The following is a 16556-nucleotide window of genomic DNA, read 5'->3' on the forward strand; positions in this document are numbered from 1 at the left end:
TCGCATTGACTTAATTTCTCCTATCCAATCCATGACATTATCCTGAAAGTTGAAGACAGCGGCTCCACGATGAAGAAAAATGCAGCGGCCATGCCGGACGCCGGAACCGTATCGGCGATGGAAACGGAATGGATAGGGAAGATGGCGATACGCCCGGGCATAGGCCTGTTTCGCGGCAAGGCCGGCGACAATCACCGGCACAAGCATTGGGCCCACCAGTTAAGCATTGGCATCGGCGCACCGGTGCAACTGACAGCGGACTGCGGCACGATGCAAGCCCGTGCCCTGTTTATCCCCGCAAATACTGCGCACCAGCTCATGCCAGGCCATATGATGTCGCTGTATATGGACCCCACGACGGATGAGGCACGCGCCGTCGTGTCGATGATGCCAGCATCGGACCGGGTTGCCGAAGCTCCGGCAGGACTGGCAGCGATCGTCTTGGCGTCGTTCGGGGACGACTTGCCGCACGAGCGCAGCTTTGATACCTTGCGCGCACGCTTGCAGCTCGGTGCACTGCCGGCCCGCAATGCCAGGCTCGACGCGGTGCTGCAGATCCTGCATTCGTCCCTCGACCACGAGAACTCCCCAGACCGTGCCGCCATGGCTGCCGCCTTGGGCATGTCCGGCAGCCGGTTTTCGCACTGGTTCCGCGAAGCGACCGGCATGCCGGTGCGCAGCTACAAGAAGTGGTTGCGGCTGGTACGTGGGATCGAACAGGTGCTTGCGGGCGAGCGGCTGACGGATGCGGCGCACGGTGCGGGGTTCTCCGACCAAGCCCACTTCACGCGGACGTTCGTGGAGATGTTTGGCCTGAGCCCTTCAAGCGCACTGGCGCAGCTGGGCAAGATGCCACGGTACAGATAGCTCTTTCATTCAATTCCGGCGCAGAGAACTGGGGCAGCATGGATGCCTCGTTCACTGCCTGGAGTTCATCTTGAAACCTGTCATCAAATACATTGTGCGCTGGGGCGCCTATCCGATCATTTTTGGCGGCTGTGCCATTGCCCTGCTTGCCGCGACGTCGAACAATCTTCCGTACTGGCAATTGGTTCCACTTATTTCCGGCTTGGGGATGGCGTGTGTCGCGCTGCTGGAGCACGTGCAGCCATATGAACCTGCCTGGTTGTCCGACCACGGTGACACGGGTGTCGATATCCTGCATGCCCTGGTCAGCCTCACGCTGATTTTCCTGACGGCAGAAAGCGCCAGTTTCCTTGTTCAATTCTTGCCGGTGGCCAGCCTTTGGCCGGCCCATTGGCCGACTTGGGCGCAGGTGCTGCTGGCCGGCGCGATCATCGATTTCGGCCTGTGGAGCATGCATCGGGCCAGCCACAGCAATGTAAGGCTTTGGAAGCTGCACGCCATACACCACAGCGCCGAACGGCTGTACTGGCTCAATGGCGAGCGCAGGCATCCGCTCAGTGCCCTTGTGCTCGGTGCGCCAGGAATAGCCGTCGCCGTCTTCGCGGGCGCGCCGCCCGAGATTATCGGATGCTGGCTGGCGATCGTTGCGGTGCATCTGGCGTTTCAGCATGCCAACGTGGACTACAGCGTCGGGATATTCAGGCAGGTATTGTGCGTGGCCGAAATTCATCGCTGGCACCATAAACGGGACTACGAAGATGCGCAGGTCAATTTCGGCGAATTCTGGCTGATCTGGGATCATCTGTTCGGGACGTTCCATCATGACCGGCAGGGCGTGCGCGCAGGCGAGGTCGGCCTGCGCGACGAGACAGCGCCGATGTCGTACTTAGGACAGCTGGCCTGGCCGTGGCGGACGTGACGGTTTGGCAGCAAAGGTTTAGGCTTGCCCGGCCACCATGGGGGGCGGGATCAAGTTGTCCACTTCGCCATTTAGACGATGACATTCCGCACGTAAATCAGCGCACACATGTACGTTGCCGTGTACGTTGCAGTGGGCGTTGTAGTGGACGAGTCACGGCACCGCTCGATCGACTTTGCGCTCACGCTGTGAAAAACTTATCGATCAGAGACTCTAAAATTCGTCCTCTCACAGTTGGTTCATATCTTTCGTCTAGGCCCCTGACCTCGAACTCGTCTTGCAGCAAATTTCTATACTCGTCCGCAATCTCATCAGTTAGCTCAGGAACAGGTTGATTTCCGGACGAAGCTGGACAAGGCCCGGAATCAGCTTTGGCTAAAACTTCCTGGAGCACTTGCCACTCGTCCGGTGTCAATTTAATTAACATTTTTGAACCTCCACCTATTGCTCGACTGCCCTTATTAGTTTTTCAGGGGTTTTTGTTGACGTGGGGTTGACCGACACGATCTTACCGGTCTCGGGATTTACCGCGGTCGTGGCATCTTTTCCAACAAATCGCTGGGACGCTCGCCCTATTTCATCAGTTTTAGTTTCAGTGGTCTTCAAGGGATTTTTCAGTGAGTCCAGTATTCCTTTTGGTCCGACTCCGGCTCGCTTTTGGGGTAAGCCAGCCGCCATTCAGATCCCAGCATCGTCAATGGTCTTCGGATCGAATTTGACTTCACCATTGTCTGAATAGAACCTGTAGCCGACTGGTATGCATGGACATTCTTTAAAGACGACAGCGCCCCGTTGTATCGGACAGCGGTAATCCACCATTCGGACATGTGCGACGGCGATCGATAACGGACGCCCTGCGCATCATCGCCCTCAAAAACTCCCTCCGAAACGGTAATCAATTGCTCAGCGTTAGGCGGTGAAAATACTGAGCCAATTGCATCGCAGACTTGGTGTTGCTCTTGCCAGTATCGAAGAGTGTTTGAAACCCCGGCTTGACCCAGCAAGGCTGCCCGACGCCGCGGAGCTGCACGTCAACCAGATCCGGCGCTACGAGGCTGGGACGGCGCAACCGACCTTAGCCGCCCTGATCCGGCTAGCCAAGGTGCTGCGCGTCAGCCTCGATGACCTGGTGTTCGGCGAAGGCGAGCGCGGGCCGGACGAGGATCTGCGCTTGCAGTTCGAGGCACTGGCGGCGATGTCGCCGGAAGAGAAACAAGTGGCTAAGGCGGTGCTCGAGGCGATGATCGTCAAGAACCAGGTCAGCGGCGCCATTGCCGGCACGCCGGCGCGGGCCAATCCGCCGGTGGAGAAGGAGAAGGAAGGAACCCGGGCTGCGGGCAGCCAACGCACCAAACGACAGCGCGCCTAGCCGCCAACCACCAGCTGCTAAAAGAAGCCACTCGTATCCGGGGCGCCGGAGGGAGTGGCTTTTTTGTTTTAAAAGAAGACAGATTCGGACCGGCCTTGTCTGGTACTGATGTCAGCCCTTGGCGGCGCGCGGGTCTCGGGGCTTCGCCCTGAGTTCAAGAAAAGCTGCGCGGCGTGATGGGGGCTGCGCCACCAAACGCCGGGCCGCGCCGTATTGCCACCACCCGTCGTGGCAGTACGTTTCTCATCCTGACCTGCGCTTTCCTAGGTCAGGAGTGGGTTCCGCAGTGGGTTCTACCGTGGGTGCTGCCGTGGCTTCTGCACTGGGACCTCTGCTGGGCGGTGCACCAGCGCTTCCGCCATTCAGGCTCCCTCGCCCTCTGCAATTAATTCACGTGCCCTTGTTATTTCAAGCGGTGCAGTTAGGACGGGATTGGCGAGCTCGTAAACAGTGTCCGTTATCCATTTTTCGTGCTTACTGTCAAAGCGAAGATCCTCCCGCCCTTCAATCAAATTCGCCCACTGCTCCACAATAGAAGCAGTCAGTTCACCGCTCAGATATCGTCGAAGTACGCGTACGATGTGATCGGGATGCAACACAATCGGGACTCCTTCGAAATCCCAATCGAAACCCCTGAGCTGTCGTTGCAACTCGTTTAGCGGTCTCAAAAAATTGAGTACGGTTTCGATAACGGTTGATCGGTCATTGCTCATGGGGTCACCACATTGCCTGTAATTTTGTCCTTCACGTGGACAATTGCCCCGTCTGGAGCAGTGGTTGTCCTCGTGTATTGAATGGTTTTTCCCGCTGAATCAATCTGTTTTTCGTATAGCGCAGACGAGCCTGGAACCTTTCCTGGCGATACACCCTGAGCCGCTACACCTCCGTTTGGAAGAGGCTTAACGGTGACGCTATCTTTTGCATTCGCAGGAAGTTTACTTGTGAATCGTTGAATGTTCTTGGCTAGCGCTTGCCCCTCATGACCTATGGGCGTCGCGATGCACCAAAAAAATCTATTAGCGCTTCGATTTCCCCGCCTCGCTCATTAGGCTCATCGTCTGCGAGAAGACCAGTCTCAGAGAGCTCTAAAACAAGCGCGTCGATCAATAATTCGCGCTCGCTTTCATCAAGCCCTCGCTCTCCGGTCAACGCCGCTTCTAGCGGCAGATCAAGTTTATTCTTTTCAACGATCTCGTTGAGAAGTATACGAAGATGCGGTGCTATTTTTCTCATTTTCATTTCACATTCGGATCGCGCAAAGCGCCACTATTCCTTGGGATAACGGTGACTACTTTTCCGTCACCGTTCAAAACGACCTTGGCGTCCTTGCCAGTGTATGCAACTTTTCCGCCTGCTTGTCGGTAACTTTAACTGGATCTTTGACTGCCGATAGAATTGCCGTGGGAGATACGCCTCTACCACCATCTCGTGAGATAGCTTGGTTAAGGCCGTGTTTGGTGTAGCCGGTTATCTTCCCGCAACCGCTACTGCCTCTTTTCCAGCAACTGCTGTTGCACCTGCCTGCAGCCCCAGTAACACCACACCTTCACCAAGTGTGACTACCGCGGAATTCACCGCAACAGGATTAGTTAACGCCACCATACCCAATTCATAAGCCAATGGCGCTGCCATTACTGCTGTGACTACTGCCGCCGCAGGTCCGAAAGCCTCCATTGACCTCGGGTCTTTTGCCATTGCAGCGCTGAATCCCTCAGCCGCTCTTTCCTGCCGGCCATCCGGATCAATGTATTTGTACGGGTTGTTTGCCGCATACGCATAGCGGTTAAAACTGCCACCTGTATTCGCATCCGTGGTCACCGGATCAATGCTCAATAACCTCCCCGCTAGCGGATCGTAGTACCGCTGCTGCATATAGGTCAAGCCCGTATCCGCGTCGTTGACGTGGCCAGTGAAGCCGATGGTCGGCGCATTGCCGGCCCAGGTCATGCCGTAGGGTTCGTAGCGCGTGATGCTGACGATGGCGTTGCTGGCGTTCGTCTTGGCCACGGGGCTTCCCAGTGCGTCTGTGTGGACGTAGGTGAATGTTTGCGCTTGCACCGGCGGGACGCCGTATAGCGCGCTTCCAGAACGGGAAACTGCTCAAAAGTGTCGAAATTGATAATTTAACAAAGACTGAACCATTTTGGGAACGATCCATTTCCCACTTAGATGGATTCGACCGGCGACGTATTCGCAGTCCTCGACCGCGGCCCCGCCACCGGCGCCGGGCTGGATGTGCCGGTGAGGCTAGAGGACGATGACCTGATCGCCCTTCGCGACGCTAAGGCGCAGCTTGCCCGCTACCAGCACGCGGCCCTCATGGGTTGGGGTGGCCCATCGAGACATACCTTAGCGCTACAATCGATCGCGAAGTCCGTCCGCACACCACAACGCTCAATCATGTCCCGGTTCGCTGACAACTTCAGCAAACCGGTTCGCGTCAACTATCTTGGCACGACCGGCCAATGGCACTCCACGCGCGCAAGCGCATGCCGATTCATCTACGCTTCGCTGGTTCGGAATCAGAATTGCACCGAACTGGCGCCGATCTTGATGATGTTTGTATACCAAACTTTAGTTCACGTGCATCAGCTTCCTTAATTTTTTCATAGTCGCGATGAGATCGTTTTCACCATCTTGTTGGAATAGTGCAATTTGCTGTTCAATAAAAACGATAGCTTCTTCAGTATTTCCACTTAGGTGAAGTGCCGCAGCGTAACGTTGCGGGTAACCGCCCAAGCTTGGCACACGCTCTTTTAACAATGGCAGCAAAGATGGGAAATTGGAAATTTCATTCATGTATGGAAGACCGAATTCACCAATGACGGACGCCATTCTTCTCGCCTCGTATTCAATGTCCACTTCTTCATTGAAAATAAATTGTTTAACATGAGGGCATAGCGTGCCAAGGAAAACTGAGTATGTAGCCACCTCATTGGGGCAATATTTTTTTCCGCCAGCTGCTGCGGTTAGTTTCATAATCGCCGGACAGTGCAAGCCAATAAATGGATTGATCCTAATAAATTGGTTGTGTTGACCCGAATTCAGACCAATCCACCCGAAGAACTCTTCGTTTATTGCAATCGAGCCCGTTCCCTGCCTCATATTTACTCCCAGTGGCGCTAGGGCTAAGGCACACTCGTGCTCAATGCGCTTCACCTCGATTTTTAAATCCATAGTCCTCACCTTCTATCAACCTTATGCTTTGTGTTATCCAGCTTGGTCGTTGATAATTTTCGAATCAAATTTCAGTTCACCATTGTCTAAATAGAATCTGTGGCCGACTCCTGACGCAAGAAATTTCGAGACGCGCGCAATGCCTGTTCAAGCGACGCCAGGTCATAATGCGTAATAAAGAAATTTACTTGATGTCCCATTCCGCGTCTCAGTTGTAAGCTCACTTGGGAATATCCCATAGATTCGGGTGGTTTCTATCTTGGATCTTCAGCTTTGCCGACAAAACGCGCTCTTTCCAGAGCATCTTGATCGTGCGGGAAAAATTTCCTGAGGAGGCTGCGATGTTGGCTAGATATCGATATCCTAGAGGGAAGCCTCCACGGGCGGCTGTCAAAAAAAACTGCTCGGCATCTGATAGGTTCTTTTCAACGCCTATGCCAAACATGCTCATCGCGCCCAGATAAATCCCAGCCTGCGGCAAATTGTGATCATAGGCTTTCCGCAAATGTGGTTGGGCTTTCAAGATGTCTCGCTCTACAGTAGGGCTACCCTCATAGTAGATCCGTCCAAGGCCCAAATGGGCTACAGGATCATCGCTTTCAATGATAGATTGGCGATACCACTTCACAGCCTCATCTAAATTCTTTTCAAACGTTTGAGTCCCATTATTGAAACCGGTTTCGTAAAGCTCTCCGATCCGGGAGTACGCTTGCCAAACGCCGAGCTGCCCCATCCTTTGGTATAGGCTGATCAGGCGATAGATATTGCCCTGACTGATCGCAAGCTCAGACTCTTCCGTCACAACATCCAGCTCATTTTTCTCTTGATTCATGCCAGTAACCTATTGCGAATTAATCTTCGGCGGAGGGGGGGGGGGTGGCGGAGGCGGCGCGCCCTTCTCTGCCTTTAACATCTTTGACTCTTTGGCAATTTGCCTAGCGCCCGCTTTTGCAGCTTGCTTGGCTTCAGCCTTGACTATCGATTTGACAATCTCAACGAGCATTCTTACGTTACGCCCATCTGGATCGATGAATTTGTACGGGCTGTCGTTGGCGTACTCGAAGCGATTAAAGTTGTCACCGGTATTGAAATCGGTCGTAACTGGATCAATGCTCAAGAAGTTGCCGCCCAACGTGCGCTTGTCGTACGCGCAGCCGTTTTCCCTAGTCCCTTCAATGACTTGGCGCGGTTTTCTGCCAGGCCGCCGGGTGTAAAGAGCGAACTTTTCCTAGACGCGATTTTGACTTGCACACGCACGCGAGGCAAGGCAAGGCATTTCGATTCCGAGCAAGCTGCGCAGAACCCTGCCGTGGAACTACGGATCAGCCCGTGTCGGGATGGGCCCTAACCCTCTCGCCCCCATTATTCTAAAATGAGAGCCGCTTCCTTCATGCCTAACAAGCTTTTCGCGTCTGGCCCAATATAGTTGCCATCTTGCTTTACTAAATTTCTCCTCACAACAGTGAGAATTTTTTTTGCCCATTTCGTAAATTCCTCAGATTTCGAAATGCGTGCTTGATCGCTCCCAAAATATGAATCTACATAATAGGCTCTGCCGCGTCGGAGAAGTTTCCCATTGAAAAATGAAAGGTGGAATTCAACGACCGGGGCCGTCATCGTATCAATACTCCAGTAAGCCTGCGTTGATACAAAAGTTGTCGCAATTTCCGCCAGATCTTCCGGACGAGCCAAATAGAAGAAAAGCCATTGTTGACCATTCTCATCATGACTAAGGGACTCGACCACACGAGGACGCTCATTACCCGACCGACTATGCAAGACAACAATTGGGACGGCCGCATGCAATGCCTGCTCAAGCGCTGCCACGTCTCTAGGTGTCATATAAAAATTAACTTGATGTCCCATCCTTAGCCTTTAGTTGTAAGGGTGATAGGTCGGGCGTTGGCCGGTGGCCCCCTGAATGTCATCCATGGCCTTCACTTCTCTTGCCACGGGAGTACCGTTTTGATTTTGCTTGCTAACCTGATGCATTTCCGTCACCTTGCCCTCCGCATTTTTCCCAGCAACATCGACATAAGGGGTTTCTTTGTTTCCTCCCGGCGTATTAACCTCTAATTACTTTTCCACAGTTAGACCGCGCGACTCTACGTCTTTCGCTACATCTGCTACTTTCTCTTGATGCGCCGGACCGCCTGCTTTGCCGTGTGGGTTCGGAACGCTTTTCGCAGCGTCCTTTGTTACCTCTTTCGCGACTGATTTCTCAACTTCCCTCGCCGCACCTTTCGCAGCTTCTTTTGCGACTTGCTTCGATTCCGTCTTTATAAGAGCCCTTGGAAGCAACTTTAGCAATGGATTGCGACCGTCAGGATCAACAAATTTGTAGGGATTATTGTGCGCGTAGTCGTACCGATTAAAGCTTGAACCTGTATCGGCATCCGTGGTCACCGGATCAATGCTCAATAGCCTGCCCGCCAACGGATCGTAATATCTCTGTTGCATATAGGTCAAGCCTGTATCTGCGTCGTTGACGTGGCCGGTAAAGCCAATGGTCGGTGCATTGCCGGCCCAAGTCATCCCGTATGGCTCGTAGCGCGATGCTGACGATGGCCTTGCTGGCGTTCGTCTTGGTCACCGGGCTGCCCAGTGCGTCGGTGTGGACGTAGGTGAATGTTTGCGCTTGCACTGGCGGGGCGCTGTACAGCGCGGCCATGATGAGCAGCACCACGGTGATAACGACTTGGTGCAGCGAGAACAGCGCGCGTTTCATGATGGCTCCAGTCATTTGGCCACCTCGACTTCAGCGATCACGTGGCGGTTGAGGTAGACGTACTTGGTGTCCTTCTGCGGCTTGGCGCCTCCGCGCTGGGAATGGCGCAGACGCGCGCAATGCCTGTTCAAGCGACGTCAGGTCATAATGCGTAATATAGAAATTTGCTTGATGTCCCATTCCTCGTCTCAGTTGTATGGGGGGTAGGCTGGGCGTTGGCCTGTGGTACGAGCCCAGGCGTTACCGCTATGTTGCAACGACCCAGCAGAATCTGCTCAGATTACTCGGCTAATGCAAAAGCGGCCGCAGGGGTTTGCATCCGAAGTGCCTGGTGCGAACGCTTGTGGTTGTAAAACTGAATCCAGTCGCCGATCACTCGACTGGCGTGCTGCAAACTTCCGCATAATTGCCGGGTGTGTTTTCCCGCCGCTAGAGGCCCCCTTATGTCAAACCGAAGGGCGCGCAGCTGTCGCCCCTGCGCAGCAAGTGAGACGGCTCTTTCGCTAGGCCAAGCTGGAGCCATTGCTTTCAATAGTTGACGGCAGGCCAGCGGTCACCAGAAACATCGATTTCCAGTTCCTGCCCGGATGCGGTTCCACCATGAGAGAAGTCTAGAACGAGACTATCAGTCAGGTCGCTTGTTAACAACGCAACAATTCCTTGCGTATTAACGCCAAACCCGAATCCAAAATTAAAATTTAGGAGTGAAGAAATTTCAAACAAGCCGCAACTGTTACTGTTTTCCGTCCAAATATATACAGAGTTCGGATTGGCACGATGCAGTCCAGTTACGTATTTCTTGAATCTGTCAGTTGTTTTTTCTTCAAAATAGATGCGGATTTTCCGAGCCGGCTTTCTTTTCAAAAAACTAACTTGCTGGATATGTTCAGTTTTTTCTAAAGACAGCAGTTTGTTCTCAAGCGGTTTCTCTAGACACAGCTCGTTGAGTTCAATCAAATATCGGCGGATAGTTAGCTTATAATTGATTAAGATTTTTCGGTCGGTCGCACTCATTGGTAATCCACTTTCGACTTTTTATCCTGTTTTGGTCTGCCGCGATTCGTCTCCCGAATTTCACCGGTTTGTTCGGTACTTTAGTCGGGCTCCGGACTGTCGATAGAATTGCTGTAGAAGATGACCTTCTACCGCCATCTATGGAGATAGCTTGGTTGAGGCCGAGCTTGGTACTGCGGAATTCATCGCGGGCAGCCGTGGCCTGCCGCTGTATCCCCATATTTTTACAGGGCGCATCTCGTTCACCCGGCATCGCACCGGCCAGGTGCTGCTTCGTTTTGACTATTTGCCCAGCAATTGCCACGCCGGTCCGAAACTATGATTCCTAGCGCCAACCACCAACGCAAAGTGGTCGACATCTGCTAATACTTCGCATCGTGCGCGGTCATGGGCCCAGGGTCCCGACCGTCCGGATCAATGTATCGATCCGGTTTATTGTTGGCGTAGCGGTTGAAACTTTCGCCAGTGTTGGCATCCGTCGCTACCGGCTCAATGCTCAAGAGTGAGCCACCCAGCGTGCGTTTGTGGTATGGCAGCCATTATCCCTAAACGCGATTGCTCACGCACACGCGCTAAGCAAAGTATTTCGCCTCCGGACGTTTTGCGGACAAGACCGTTGAGGTGGTACCAATCAGCCCGTTTACGTCTGATCTGCCCCTGGTTCCGCCGTCTCCCTGTACGCACAAATTTGGTTGTCATCCGAAAAACAGTTGCCGGAATTAGGATAGGCGAAAACGGCTCGTCGGCCTGAATATTTCGCGCTCCGCTTCTACTAATTTGGGGTAAGCCAGCCGCCATTCAGATCCCAGCATCGTCAATGGTCTTCGGATCGAATTTGACTTCACCATTGTCTGAATAGAACCTGTAGCCGACTCATGGACATTCTTTAAAGACGACAGCGCCCCGTTGTATCGGTCAGTGGTAATCCACCATCCGGACATGTGCGACGGCGATCGATAACGGACGCCCTGCACGTCATCGCCCTCAAAAACACCCTCCGAAACGGTAATCAATTGCTCAGCATTAGGGGGCGAAAATACTGATCCAATTGCATTGCAGACCTCATGTTGCTCGCGCCAGTATCGCAGTGTATTTGAAATTCCCGGAACGTATTCTCTTGCATCTGGCCTGTACTCCCAAAAATTCAAGCGCCCAGAAATTTCAAGTCGTACTTTGGTAATCCAATAGCCGTAGGCGAGCGTTTCCTCGGGTTTAATTTTTCTTCCCTTTAAGACATAATTGGCCACGAATAATACGAATCTCCGGCATTCGTCGATTAAAGTAATGTCATCAACGGTAGCGCTAATTTCGTACCCTAACTCAGAACTCAGTCCATCCGTTGAGGTTGTTAGTTCGTCATTGCTAAGTATAATTTCCATTGGATATCTCAATTCTGTCTAATTGGCTTTCTCTTTTTGCGGCTTGGGCTCGGCAGGCTCCTGTTTGCGGGTTTGCTCGCCGCGGATTTGACCTCCTTGTGTTCTACTGCACGTTAGACAGTGAAGGTATAATCTTTGGGCTCCGCCAGATGGGTTCAATGCGTTCGGTGGTTGGTGGTCGGGGACGAAATTCCCACTTGAGGTACCAGGGTCCTTTGTTCCGCACGTATGGCAGCCGCTCGTGCCACCAATTTCGTTCATCTGCTCGCGTTCCCCCTTGTTGAAATCTCGGTCCGGGCCGCGAGCAGGAACAGACTCACCTGCGTGCTCCCCTGGTTTGAGGGTGTCCTTGGTTCCCTCCGTTCTAGATGGGTCAGGTTTGCTTTCCGCAGCCTGAAATACGCGATTAATTACTTCTCGAGCTTTAGGGTTCGTTGCGTAATTGTACGCTCCGATCATTAGGATAGGAATTCCGAGTGTTAATACAGCTGCGGCTCTTCCGTCTGGGTCTACATATTTGTAGGGGCTATTGTTCGCGTAGTTGTAGCGATTAAAGGAGGTGCCGTTGTCTGCATCTGAAGAGATAGGATCGATGCTCAGCAACCTGCCTGCCAACGGATCGTAGTACCGCTGCTGCATATAGGTCAAGCCTGTATCTGCGTCGTTGACGTGGCCGGTAAAGCCTATGGTCGGTGCATTGCCGGCCCAAGTCATCCCGTATGGCTCGTAGCGCGTGATGCTGACGATGGCCTTGCTGGCGTTCGTCTTGGCTACCGGGCTGCCCAGTGCGTCGGTGTGGACGTAGGTAAATGTTTGTGCTTGCACCGGGGGGCGCCGTACAGCGCAGCCATGATGAGCAGCACCACGGTGATAACGACTTGGTGCAGCGAGAGCAGCGCGCGGTTCATGATGGCTCCAGTCATTTGGCCACCTCGACTTCAGCGACCACGTGGCGGTTGAGGTAGACGTACTTGGTGTCCTTCTGCGGCTTGGCGCCGCCGCGCTGGGCGGCCAGCAGCAGCTGTCCGTCCACCGTGCTGTAGACCTGCAGCAGCTGGCTGCCGTCATTGCCCAGGATCTGCACGCGGCGGCCGAAGCCGTCGTAGACGTAGGTGGCTTTTCCGGTTGCGCTCTTTAGCCGGTTGCCCTGATCGAAGGTGAAGATCTGTCCGCCGCGTTGCCGGATATTGCCCTGGGCGTCGTAGTCGTAGGCCAGGTTGTAGGCTGCGGCGCTGCTGCTGATGCTGGTCAGCCGGTTGGTGGCGGCGTTGTAGTTGTGCGTGCTGGTGCGCGTGCTCACGGTGCTGGCGGTGAGGTTGTCCAGCGCGTCGTAGCCGTAGGTCGCCGCGCCCCAGAGGCCGGGCGCGGACGTTGATGTCAGCCGGTCCAGGCCGTCATAGCCCATGGTGCGGCTGGTGTTGTTGGCGGTGCCGTCGGCAATCGAGGTGACGTTGCCGTTCAGGTCGTAGCCGTAGGTGTCTTGCAGCACGCCCGCGTCCTTCGCCTGCAGCGGCAGGCCGCGCAGGTTTTGGGTTACGGTGCGTACGATGCCGTTGCCATAGGTGAAGCCGCTGACGCCGCCGTTCGGGTGGTACGCCGCGCCGGTGGCGAAGATGCCGGCCGAGGTGGCTTGGCCCAGACCGTTGGGGTTGAATTGAACGTCGGTGCCGTCCGGGTAGGTCAGCTTGCTGAAATGGCCGTTGCTGTTGTAGTCGCGTTTAAGCGCGTAGTTGCTGCCGCCGTAGGTGAGCTTCTCCTCCGCCAGCAGTCGCCGCGCGTTGTAGGCCATGGTCCAGGTAGTGGGGTTGGCACCATTGGTGCTCACCGTCCAGGGCAGGCCATCCGCCGTATAGGTGCGGGTAATGCCGGGACTGCCGTCGCCATAGGTAATGGTGGCCAGGCGGTTGAGCGTGTCGTAGCCGAAGCTGATCTTGCTGGCGGCCGTGGCCGTCGTGCGGTCGCAGGTAACAGCGGTGGCGGTTGCCAGTGTGGCGCGCCACACGACGTTGTTGAAGGCGTCGTAGTCCTGCAGGGTGCCGCCCGTCTCCGGCTCGATGGTTTTGCACAGGCGCTGGTTCGCGTCGTACACGTAGGTGCGCGTGGCGCTTTTTCCGCCGCCGCTACGGGTGATCGATGTCGTGTTGCCGAGGATATTGCGGGCGATCGCCACACTGACGCCTTCCGGCGCGGCGATGGCGGTGGGGGCAGACTCGACTGGTTGATCGAACGCGTGGTAAGACGTCGTGGTGGCGTGACCGCGCGGATTCACGGTTTGCTTCTGAAAGGCGCTCAGATAGGTGGTGTAGGTGTTGGCCACCCCGGATTCGGCATTGGCAGCAATATGGATGACGCGCTGCAGGGCGTCGTAGTCATTGAATGTGCCGTTGACGGGGGCGTTAATGGAGCTGATGTCGCGCTGCGGGTACGAGATGCTTGTGGGCATGCCGGCGTGGTCGAAATGCGTTACAACGGCCGCCTTCGTTGCGTCGTAGTTCGCGCTGTCGTACGTCAGTTTGTAGACCGGCCTCCACATGTTGTCCATGTAGGTGGCCGTCACGCCGGTGCCCTTGGTGACGGTGTGGCGCCAATGGCCGGCCTCCAGGCCAACTTCCGGGGTTTGCACCTGCTCGAACACCAGCGTGGTTTGCGCGCCTTCAGGCGGCGTGATGCGGTTCAGCCGCCCCATGGCGTCGTAGCCGTAGCCGGTCGTGTACTGCGCCGCGCTGGTATGCGAGGTAATCAGGCCGATGTCGTTGACGACCACGCTTTCGCTTGTGCTGTTGGGATAGCTGATGGTCTGCGGGATGCCGCGCTTATAGTTGGTGTAGCTGGTGGATTGGAGCTTGCCGTCCTTGGCGGTGGCCAGCGTTCCGTCCGGGTTGTAGGTGAAGGTCTTTTCGACCAAGCCATACTTTCCGCTGGTGAGCAGGTTGCCGTAGCTTGTATCGTAGGTATTGCTGACCATCACAATGTTCGAGCCGGTTTCGGTGACGCTCTTGATCTGCCCCAGTATCCACTTGGACAGCTGGTCGGAATACACCGTCGTTTCGGCCCGGCTGTAGCCTAGCGAGCTCGAACGCGTCACCTTGGTGGGGCGGGCCAGGCTGTCGAAGCCGCCGGACGCGACTTCCCATTTAAAGGTCGCGCCCTGCTGGGTGATGATGCGCTGGTCTTCCGGCAGGCGGTGTTCGCTGATCCAGTTGTCGCCGCGATTCTGGTCGCTGGTGCCGATCGGCTGCGTGAAGCTGCGGTTGTAGCGGGTGGCCGTGGTGCGGATGGCACCGCTGCCGCTCCAGCCAATGTCGACCTGCTTCAGCAGGCCCTCGTCGACGGCGTAGGTGCTGCCGAATGTGTAGCGCGTGACGTGGCCGGCCGGATCGGTGGCCAGCACGATGGCCGGCTGGATACACTGCGCGCAGTCGCTCCAGCCGGGCACATAAGTGCCATCGTAGTTGTTGCGCCAGACCAGTTCGGGCAGTCCGAGGCCGGAGATCTTTTTCTCCGTCATGGAGTAGCTGTCGATATAGGCGGGGTACATGGGGGCGCCGTACTGCGTGCCGTTGCCATAGCAGCCCAGCGGCACGCCGTTGCGGCCCTTGCTGACCGGCGCCATGGTGAAGGTGCCGATTGCGCCGGATGGGTGCACCATGCTGCCCGTTGCGGTGCGCGCATCCAGGCCGGCGGGAGGCAAGTCGCACCAGGGCTGGCCGTCGTCCGCTGTCGGGCGGTAATCGATTTGCATCTGCACCAGGCCCTCCAGGCCGTAGTTGCCGTCGCGGTCGCGGCCGCCGTCCAGGCCGCCGAGCTGCCAGGTCGAATTGTCCGGCAGCGTGACGGTGGTGAGCATGGTGCGGCCGCTGTCCACCTGGCCATAGGTGTAGCTCCAGGTACGCGTGCCGTCGGTGGCGCTGCTGATGAAGCTGGTGCCGGGCTGGTGCGTCAGCGTGATGGAACGGCCGTCGCTGGCCGTGATGCTCAGCAGGCGGGCCTTGTTGGAGGGATCGTAGGTATAGGTGACGGTATTGCCGAAGCGGTCGGTGATCAGGGTCGGCAAAATCCATACTTCTTCGCGTGGGAGGGACGCGTGAGGCGTGCCGCCTGCCGTACCGGTGGCGGCGAACTTGGCCACCTCCGCCAAATCCTCGGCCGATCCGGCCTTGGCCACGCCGGCGGGGGCAGGCTTGGACCAGGCGGGGAACTTGTGCGGGGATTTTGCTGCCGCGAAAGTTTCCGGTAACTGTTCGGCGGCGGTCGGTTTGCTCAGCGTCAGCGCTTCCCTTGTCACCAGCCAGTCAAAGCGGTAGCGCGTGCCGTCCGGCGCTATGGCGAGGAAACCCTGCCCGCGCTGGTTGGCTGGCGTGGCGCCGTCGATACTGGCGAGGGTGGACAGGCATTGAATGGCCCAATTGTTCTTTGTGACCAGCGGCGTCGCCTGGCCGTCGCTCGGGATCTGTGTATTGCCCGCATCGCGCTTCAAGATCTCCTGGTCGCCGACACCGGGAACATACAGCGAATTGCCATGCCAATATTCGAACGACCGGTACGTATCCAGTTGGACCACGGCGTCGGGCGGCGCACCGAAATTGGTGCAGCGTTCAACCGTCGTACCGCCGCCTGCCAATGCCTTCTGCCAGCCATATAACTTGGAGAATGTTCCATGAATGCGGGGAATCTCCAGTTCCCATTCCATGAAAGCGCCTTGCGCGAGGTTTTTGTCGCCAGTAGTGAGGCGCCGGCCGATCCCGACGGATAATCCGCTATTGCCGGGCAGGCTGACATCGGTCTGCACAAATTCCAGGCCGCCGTTATAAAAATTGAGTTTATCGCCGAATAGGTCCGCGCCCAGCACGCCGATTGCTTCAGGAGCGCGCAGCAGCTTGCCATGCTCGGTGAAGGTGGTGGGACCTTGCGATGAAGGCGTCTGCGCAAATGACGGTGGCGTGGCCGCTAATATTCCCGCCGCCAGTATTAGTTGTACGATCTTCTTTAATTCTAACGGCAGAAATACTTGATTCGGCATTGTTTAATTGCTCCCGGCGCCCGCATAACTTTTATATGCGAAGTTATTAATCCGATTAAACCAGTGCGGAATTTAATCGGGGT

Annotated in this window: 19 protein-coding genes; 5 read left to right on the forward strand and 14 right to left on the reverse strand. The window is 55.8% G+C overall.

Features of this window, described 5'->3' with window-relative positions:
- The first annotated feature begins 69 nt into the window (after window positions 1-69).
- The 3 genes from ASC94_RS24690 to ASC94_RS34380 all read left to right on the forward strand — a co-directional run bounded on the left by ASC94_RS24690 (window position 70) and on the right by ASC94_RS34380 (window position 3155).
- Window positions 70-867 carry an AraC family transcriptional regulator gene (locus ASC94_RS24690; RefSeq protein ID WP_082616816.1) on the forward strand — a complete coding sequence of 266 codons (798 nt, stop codon included), beginning with the start codon at window positions 70-72 and terminating at the stop codon, window positions 865-867.
- Window positions 868-937: 70 nt separating this feature from the next.
- A complete protein-coding gene (locus tag ASC94_RS24695) occupies window positions 938-1786 on the forward strand; it encodes a sterol desaturase family protein (RefSeq protein WP_056402197.1) in 849 nt (282 codons plus the stop codon).
- 916 nt (window positions 1787-2702) lie between these two features.
- Window positions 2703-3155: a helix-turn-helix transcriptional regulator gene (locus ASC94_RS34380; RefSeq protein ID WP_229417394.1), complete on the forward strand. Its 453-nt coding sequence runs from the start codon at window positions 2703-2705 to the stop codon at window positions 3153-3155.
- A gap of 362 nt (window positions 3156-3517) precedes the next feature.
- Here ASC94_RS34380 and ASC94_RS32765 read toward each other — a convergent pair whose 3' ends face one another.
- The 3 genes from ASC94_RS32765 to ASC94_RS32075 form a co-directional block, all read right to left on the reverse strand.
- Window positions 3518-3868 carry a hypothetical protein gene (locus tag ASC94_RS32765; RefSeq protein WP_157201571.1) on the reverse strand — a complete coding sequence of 117 codons (351 nt, stop codon included), beginning with the start codon at window positions 3866-3868 and terminating at the stop codon, window positions 3518-3520.
- A gap of 271 nt (window positions 3869-4139) precedes the next feature.
- Window positions 4140-4394: a hypothetical protein gene (locus ASC94_RS32770; protein WP_157201572.1), complete on the reverse strand. Its 255-nt coding sequence runs from the start codon at window positions 4392-4394 to the stop codon at window positions 4140-4142.
- A gap of 228 nt (window positions 4395-4622) precedes the next feature.
- The gene (locus tag ASC94_RS32075) at window positions 4623-5162 is read right to left on the reverse strand and encodes an RHS repeat-associated core domain-containing protein (protein WP_200955815.1); all 540 of its coding nucleotides are present in this window, start codon (window positions 5160-5162) and stop codon (window positions 4623-4625) included.
- A gap of 162 nt (window positions 5163-5324) precedes the next feature.
- Here ASC94_RS32075 and ASC94_RS24710 point away from each other — a divergent pair, with 162 nt between their 5' ends.
- Window positions 5325-5756: a hypothetical protein gene (locus tag ASC94_RS24710; protein ID WP_056402202.1), complete on the forward strand. Its 432-nt coding sequence runs from the start codon at window positions 5325-5327 to the stop codon at window positions 5754-5756.
- Here ASC94_RS24710 and ASC94_RS32775 read toward each other — a convergent pair.
- The 8 genes from ASC94_RS32775 to ASC94_RS32790 all read right to left on the reverse strand — a co-directional run bounded on the left by ASC94_RS32775 (window position 5730) and on the right by ASC94_RS32790 (window position 10074).
- Complete coding sequence (locus ASC94_RS32775; protein ID WP_157201573.1) at window positions 5730-6332, reverse strand: hypothetical protein; 603 nt, start codon at window positions 6330-6332, stop codon at window positions 5730-5732. The two genes, ASC94_RS24710 and ASC94_RS32775, sit on opposite strands and share 27 nt — an antisense overlap.
- Before the next feature lie 220 nt (window positions 6333-6552).
- Window positions 6553-7164 (reverse strand): tetratricopeptide repeat protein, encoded by a 612-nt coding sequence (locus tag ASC94_RS24715; RefSeq protein WP_056402205.1) that lies wholly within the window; start codon window positions 7162-7164, stop codon window positions 6553-6555.
- A 9-nt stretch (window positions 7165-7173) separates the two neighbouring features.
- Window positions 7174-7449 carry a hypothetical protein gene (locus ASC94_RS32780; protein ID WP_157201574.1) on the reverse strand — a complete coding sequence of 92 codons (276 nt, stop codon included), beginning with the start codon at window positions 7447-7449 and terminating at the stop codon, window positions 7174-7176.
- A 245-nt stretch (window positions 7450-7694) separates the two neighbouring features.
- Window positions 7695-8198, reverse strand: a complete 504-nt coding sequence (locus tag ASC94_RS32785) for a hypothetical protein (protein ID WP_157201575.1) — start codon at window positions 8196-8198, stop codon at window positions 7695-7697.
- Between the two features lie 210 nt (window positions 8199-8408).
- Window positions 8409-8840, reverse strand: a complete 432-nt coding sequence (locus ASC94_RS32080; protein WP_229417402.1) for an RHS repeat-associated core domain-containing protein — start codon at window positions 8838-8840, stop codon at window positions 8409-8411.
- Window positions 8743-9060 carry a hypothetical protein gene (locus ASC94_RS33880; protein ID WP_056402209.1) on the reverse strand — a complete coding sequence of 106 codons (318 nt, stop codon included), beginning with the start codon at window positions 9058-9060 and terminating at the stop codon, window positions 8743-8745. The genes ASC94_RS32080 and ASC94_RS33880 overlap by 98 nt, the downstream gene beginning before the upstream one ends.
- A gap of 280 nt (window positions 9061-9340) precedes the next feature.
- A complete protein-coding gene (locus ASC94_RS33885; protein ID WP_229417395.1) occupies window positions 9341-9583 on the reverse strand; it encodes an integrase core domain-containing protein in 243 nt (80 codons plus the stop codon).
- Window positions 9584-9588: 5 nt separating this feature from the next.
- A complete protein-coding gene (locus ASC94_RS32790) occupies window positions 9589-10074 on the reverse strand; it encodes a hypothetical protein (protein WP_157201576.1) in 486 nt (161 codons plus the stop codon).
- Window positions 10075-10225: 151 nt separating this feature from the next.
- Here ASC94_RS32790 and ASC94_RS32795 point away from each other — a divergent pair, with 151 nt between their 5' ends.
- On the forward strand, window positions 10226-10396 hold the full coding sequence (locus ASC94_RS32795) for a hypothetical protein (RefSeq protein ID WP_157201577.1): 171 nt from the start codon (window positions 10226-10228) through the stop codon (window positions 10394-10396).
- A gap of 397 nt (window positions 10397-10793) precedes the next feature.
- Here the strand turns inward: ASC94_RS32795 and ASC94_RS32800 are convergent, their stop codons facing one another.
- The 3 genes from ASC94_RS32800 to ASC94_RS32805 form a co-directional block, all read right to left on the reverse strand.
- A complete protein-coding gene (locus tag ASC94_RS32800) occupies window positions 10794-11453 on the reverse strand; it encodes a hypothetical protein (protein WP_157201578.1) in 660 nt (219 codons plus the stop codon).
- Between the two features lie 18 nt (window positions 11454-11471).
- Complete coding sequence (locus tag ASC94_RS33305; RefSeq protein ID WP_200955816.1) at window positions 11472-12278, reverse strand: RHS repeat domain-containing protein; 807 nt, start codon at window positions 12276-12278, stop codon at window positions 11472-11474.
- Window positions 12279-12372: 94 nt separating this feature from the next.
- A complete protein-coding gene (locus ASC94_RS32805) occupies window positions 12373-16143 on the reverse strand; it encodes an RHS repeat domain-containing protein (RefSeq protein WP_162251451.1) in 3771 nt (1256 codons plus the stop codon).
- Window positions 16144-16556 lie beyond the last annotated feature (413 nt).

The organism is Massilia sp. Root418, from assembly GCF_001425265.1.
GTDB lineage: Bacteria > Pseudomonadota > Gammaproteobacteria > Burkholderiales > Burkholderiaceae_D > Rugamonas.

What these genes read in the sequence shown, in the direction of transcription:
- ASC94_RS24690 (WP_082616816.1), top strand. Translation starts at nt 70, where the DNA reads ATGAAGAAAAATGCAGCGGCCATGCCGGACGCCGGAACCGTATCGGCG.
- ASC94_RS32765 (WP_157201571.1), bottom strand. Translation starts at nt 3,868, where the DNA reads ATGAGCAATGACCGATCAACCGTTATCGAAACCGTACTCAATTTTTTG.
- ASC94_RS32770 (WP_157201572.1), bottom strand. Translation starts at nt 4,394, where the DNA reads ATGAAAATGAGAAAAATAGCACCGCATCTTCGTATACTTCTCAACGAG.
- ASC94_RS24710 (WP_056402202.1), top strand. Translation starts at nt 5,325, where the DNA reads ATGGATTCGACCGGCGACGTATTCGCAGTCCTCGACCGCGGCCCCGCC.
- ASC94_RS32775 (WP_157201573.1), bottom strand. Translation starts at nt 6,332, where the DNA reads ATGGATTTAAAAATCGAGGTGAAGCGCATTGAGCACGAGTGTGCCTTA.
- ASC94_RS24715 (WP_056402205.1), bottom strand. Translation starts at nt 7,164, where the DNA reads ATGAATCAAGAGAAAAATGAGCTGGATGTTGTGACGGAAGAGTCTGAG.
- ASC94_RS32785 (WP_157201575.1), bottom strand. Translation starts at nt 8,198, where the DNA reads ATGGGACATCAAGTTAATTTTTATATGACACCTAGAGACGTGGCAGCG.
- ASC94_RS33880 (WP_056402209.1), bottom strand. Translation starts at nt 9,060, where the DNA reads ATGAAACGCGCGCTGTTCTCGCTGCACCAAGTCGTTATCACCGTGGTG.
- ASC94_RS33885 (WP_229417395.1), bottom strand. Translation starts at nt 9,583, where the DNA reads ATGGCTCCAGCTTGGCCTAGCGAAAGAGCCGTCTCACTTGCTGCGCAG.
- ASC94_RS32790 (WP_157201576.1), bottom strand. Translation starts at nt 10,074, where the DNA reads ATGAGTGCGACCGACCGAAAAATCTTAATCAATTATAAGCTAACTATC.
- ASC94_RS32800 (WP_157201578.1), bottom strand. Translation starts at nt 11,453, where the DNA reads ATGGAAATTATACTTAGCAATGACGAACTAACAACCTCAACGGATGGA.
- ASC94_RS32805 (WP_162251451.1), bottom strand. Translation starts at nt 16,143, where the DNA reads ATGGAATGGGAACTGGAGATTCCCCGCATTCATGGAACATTCTCCAAG.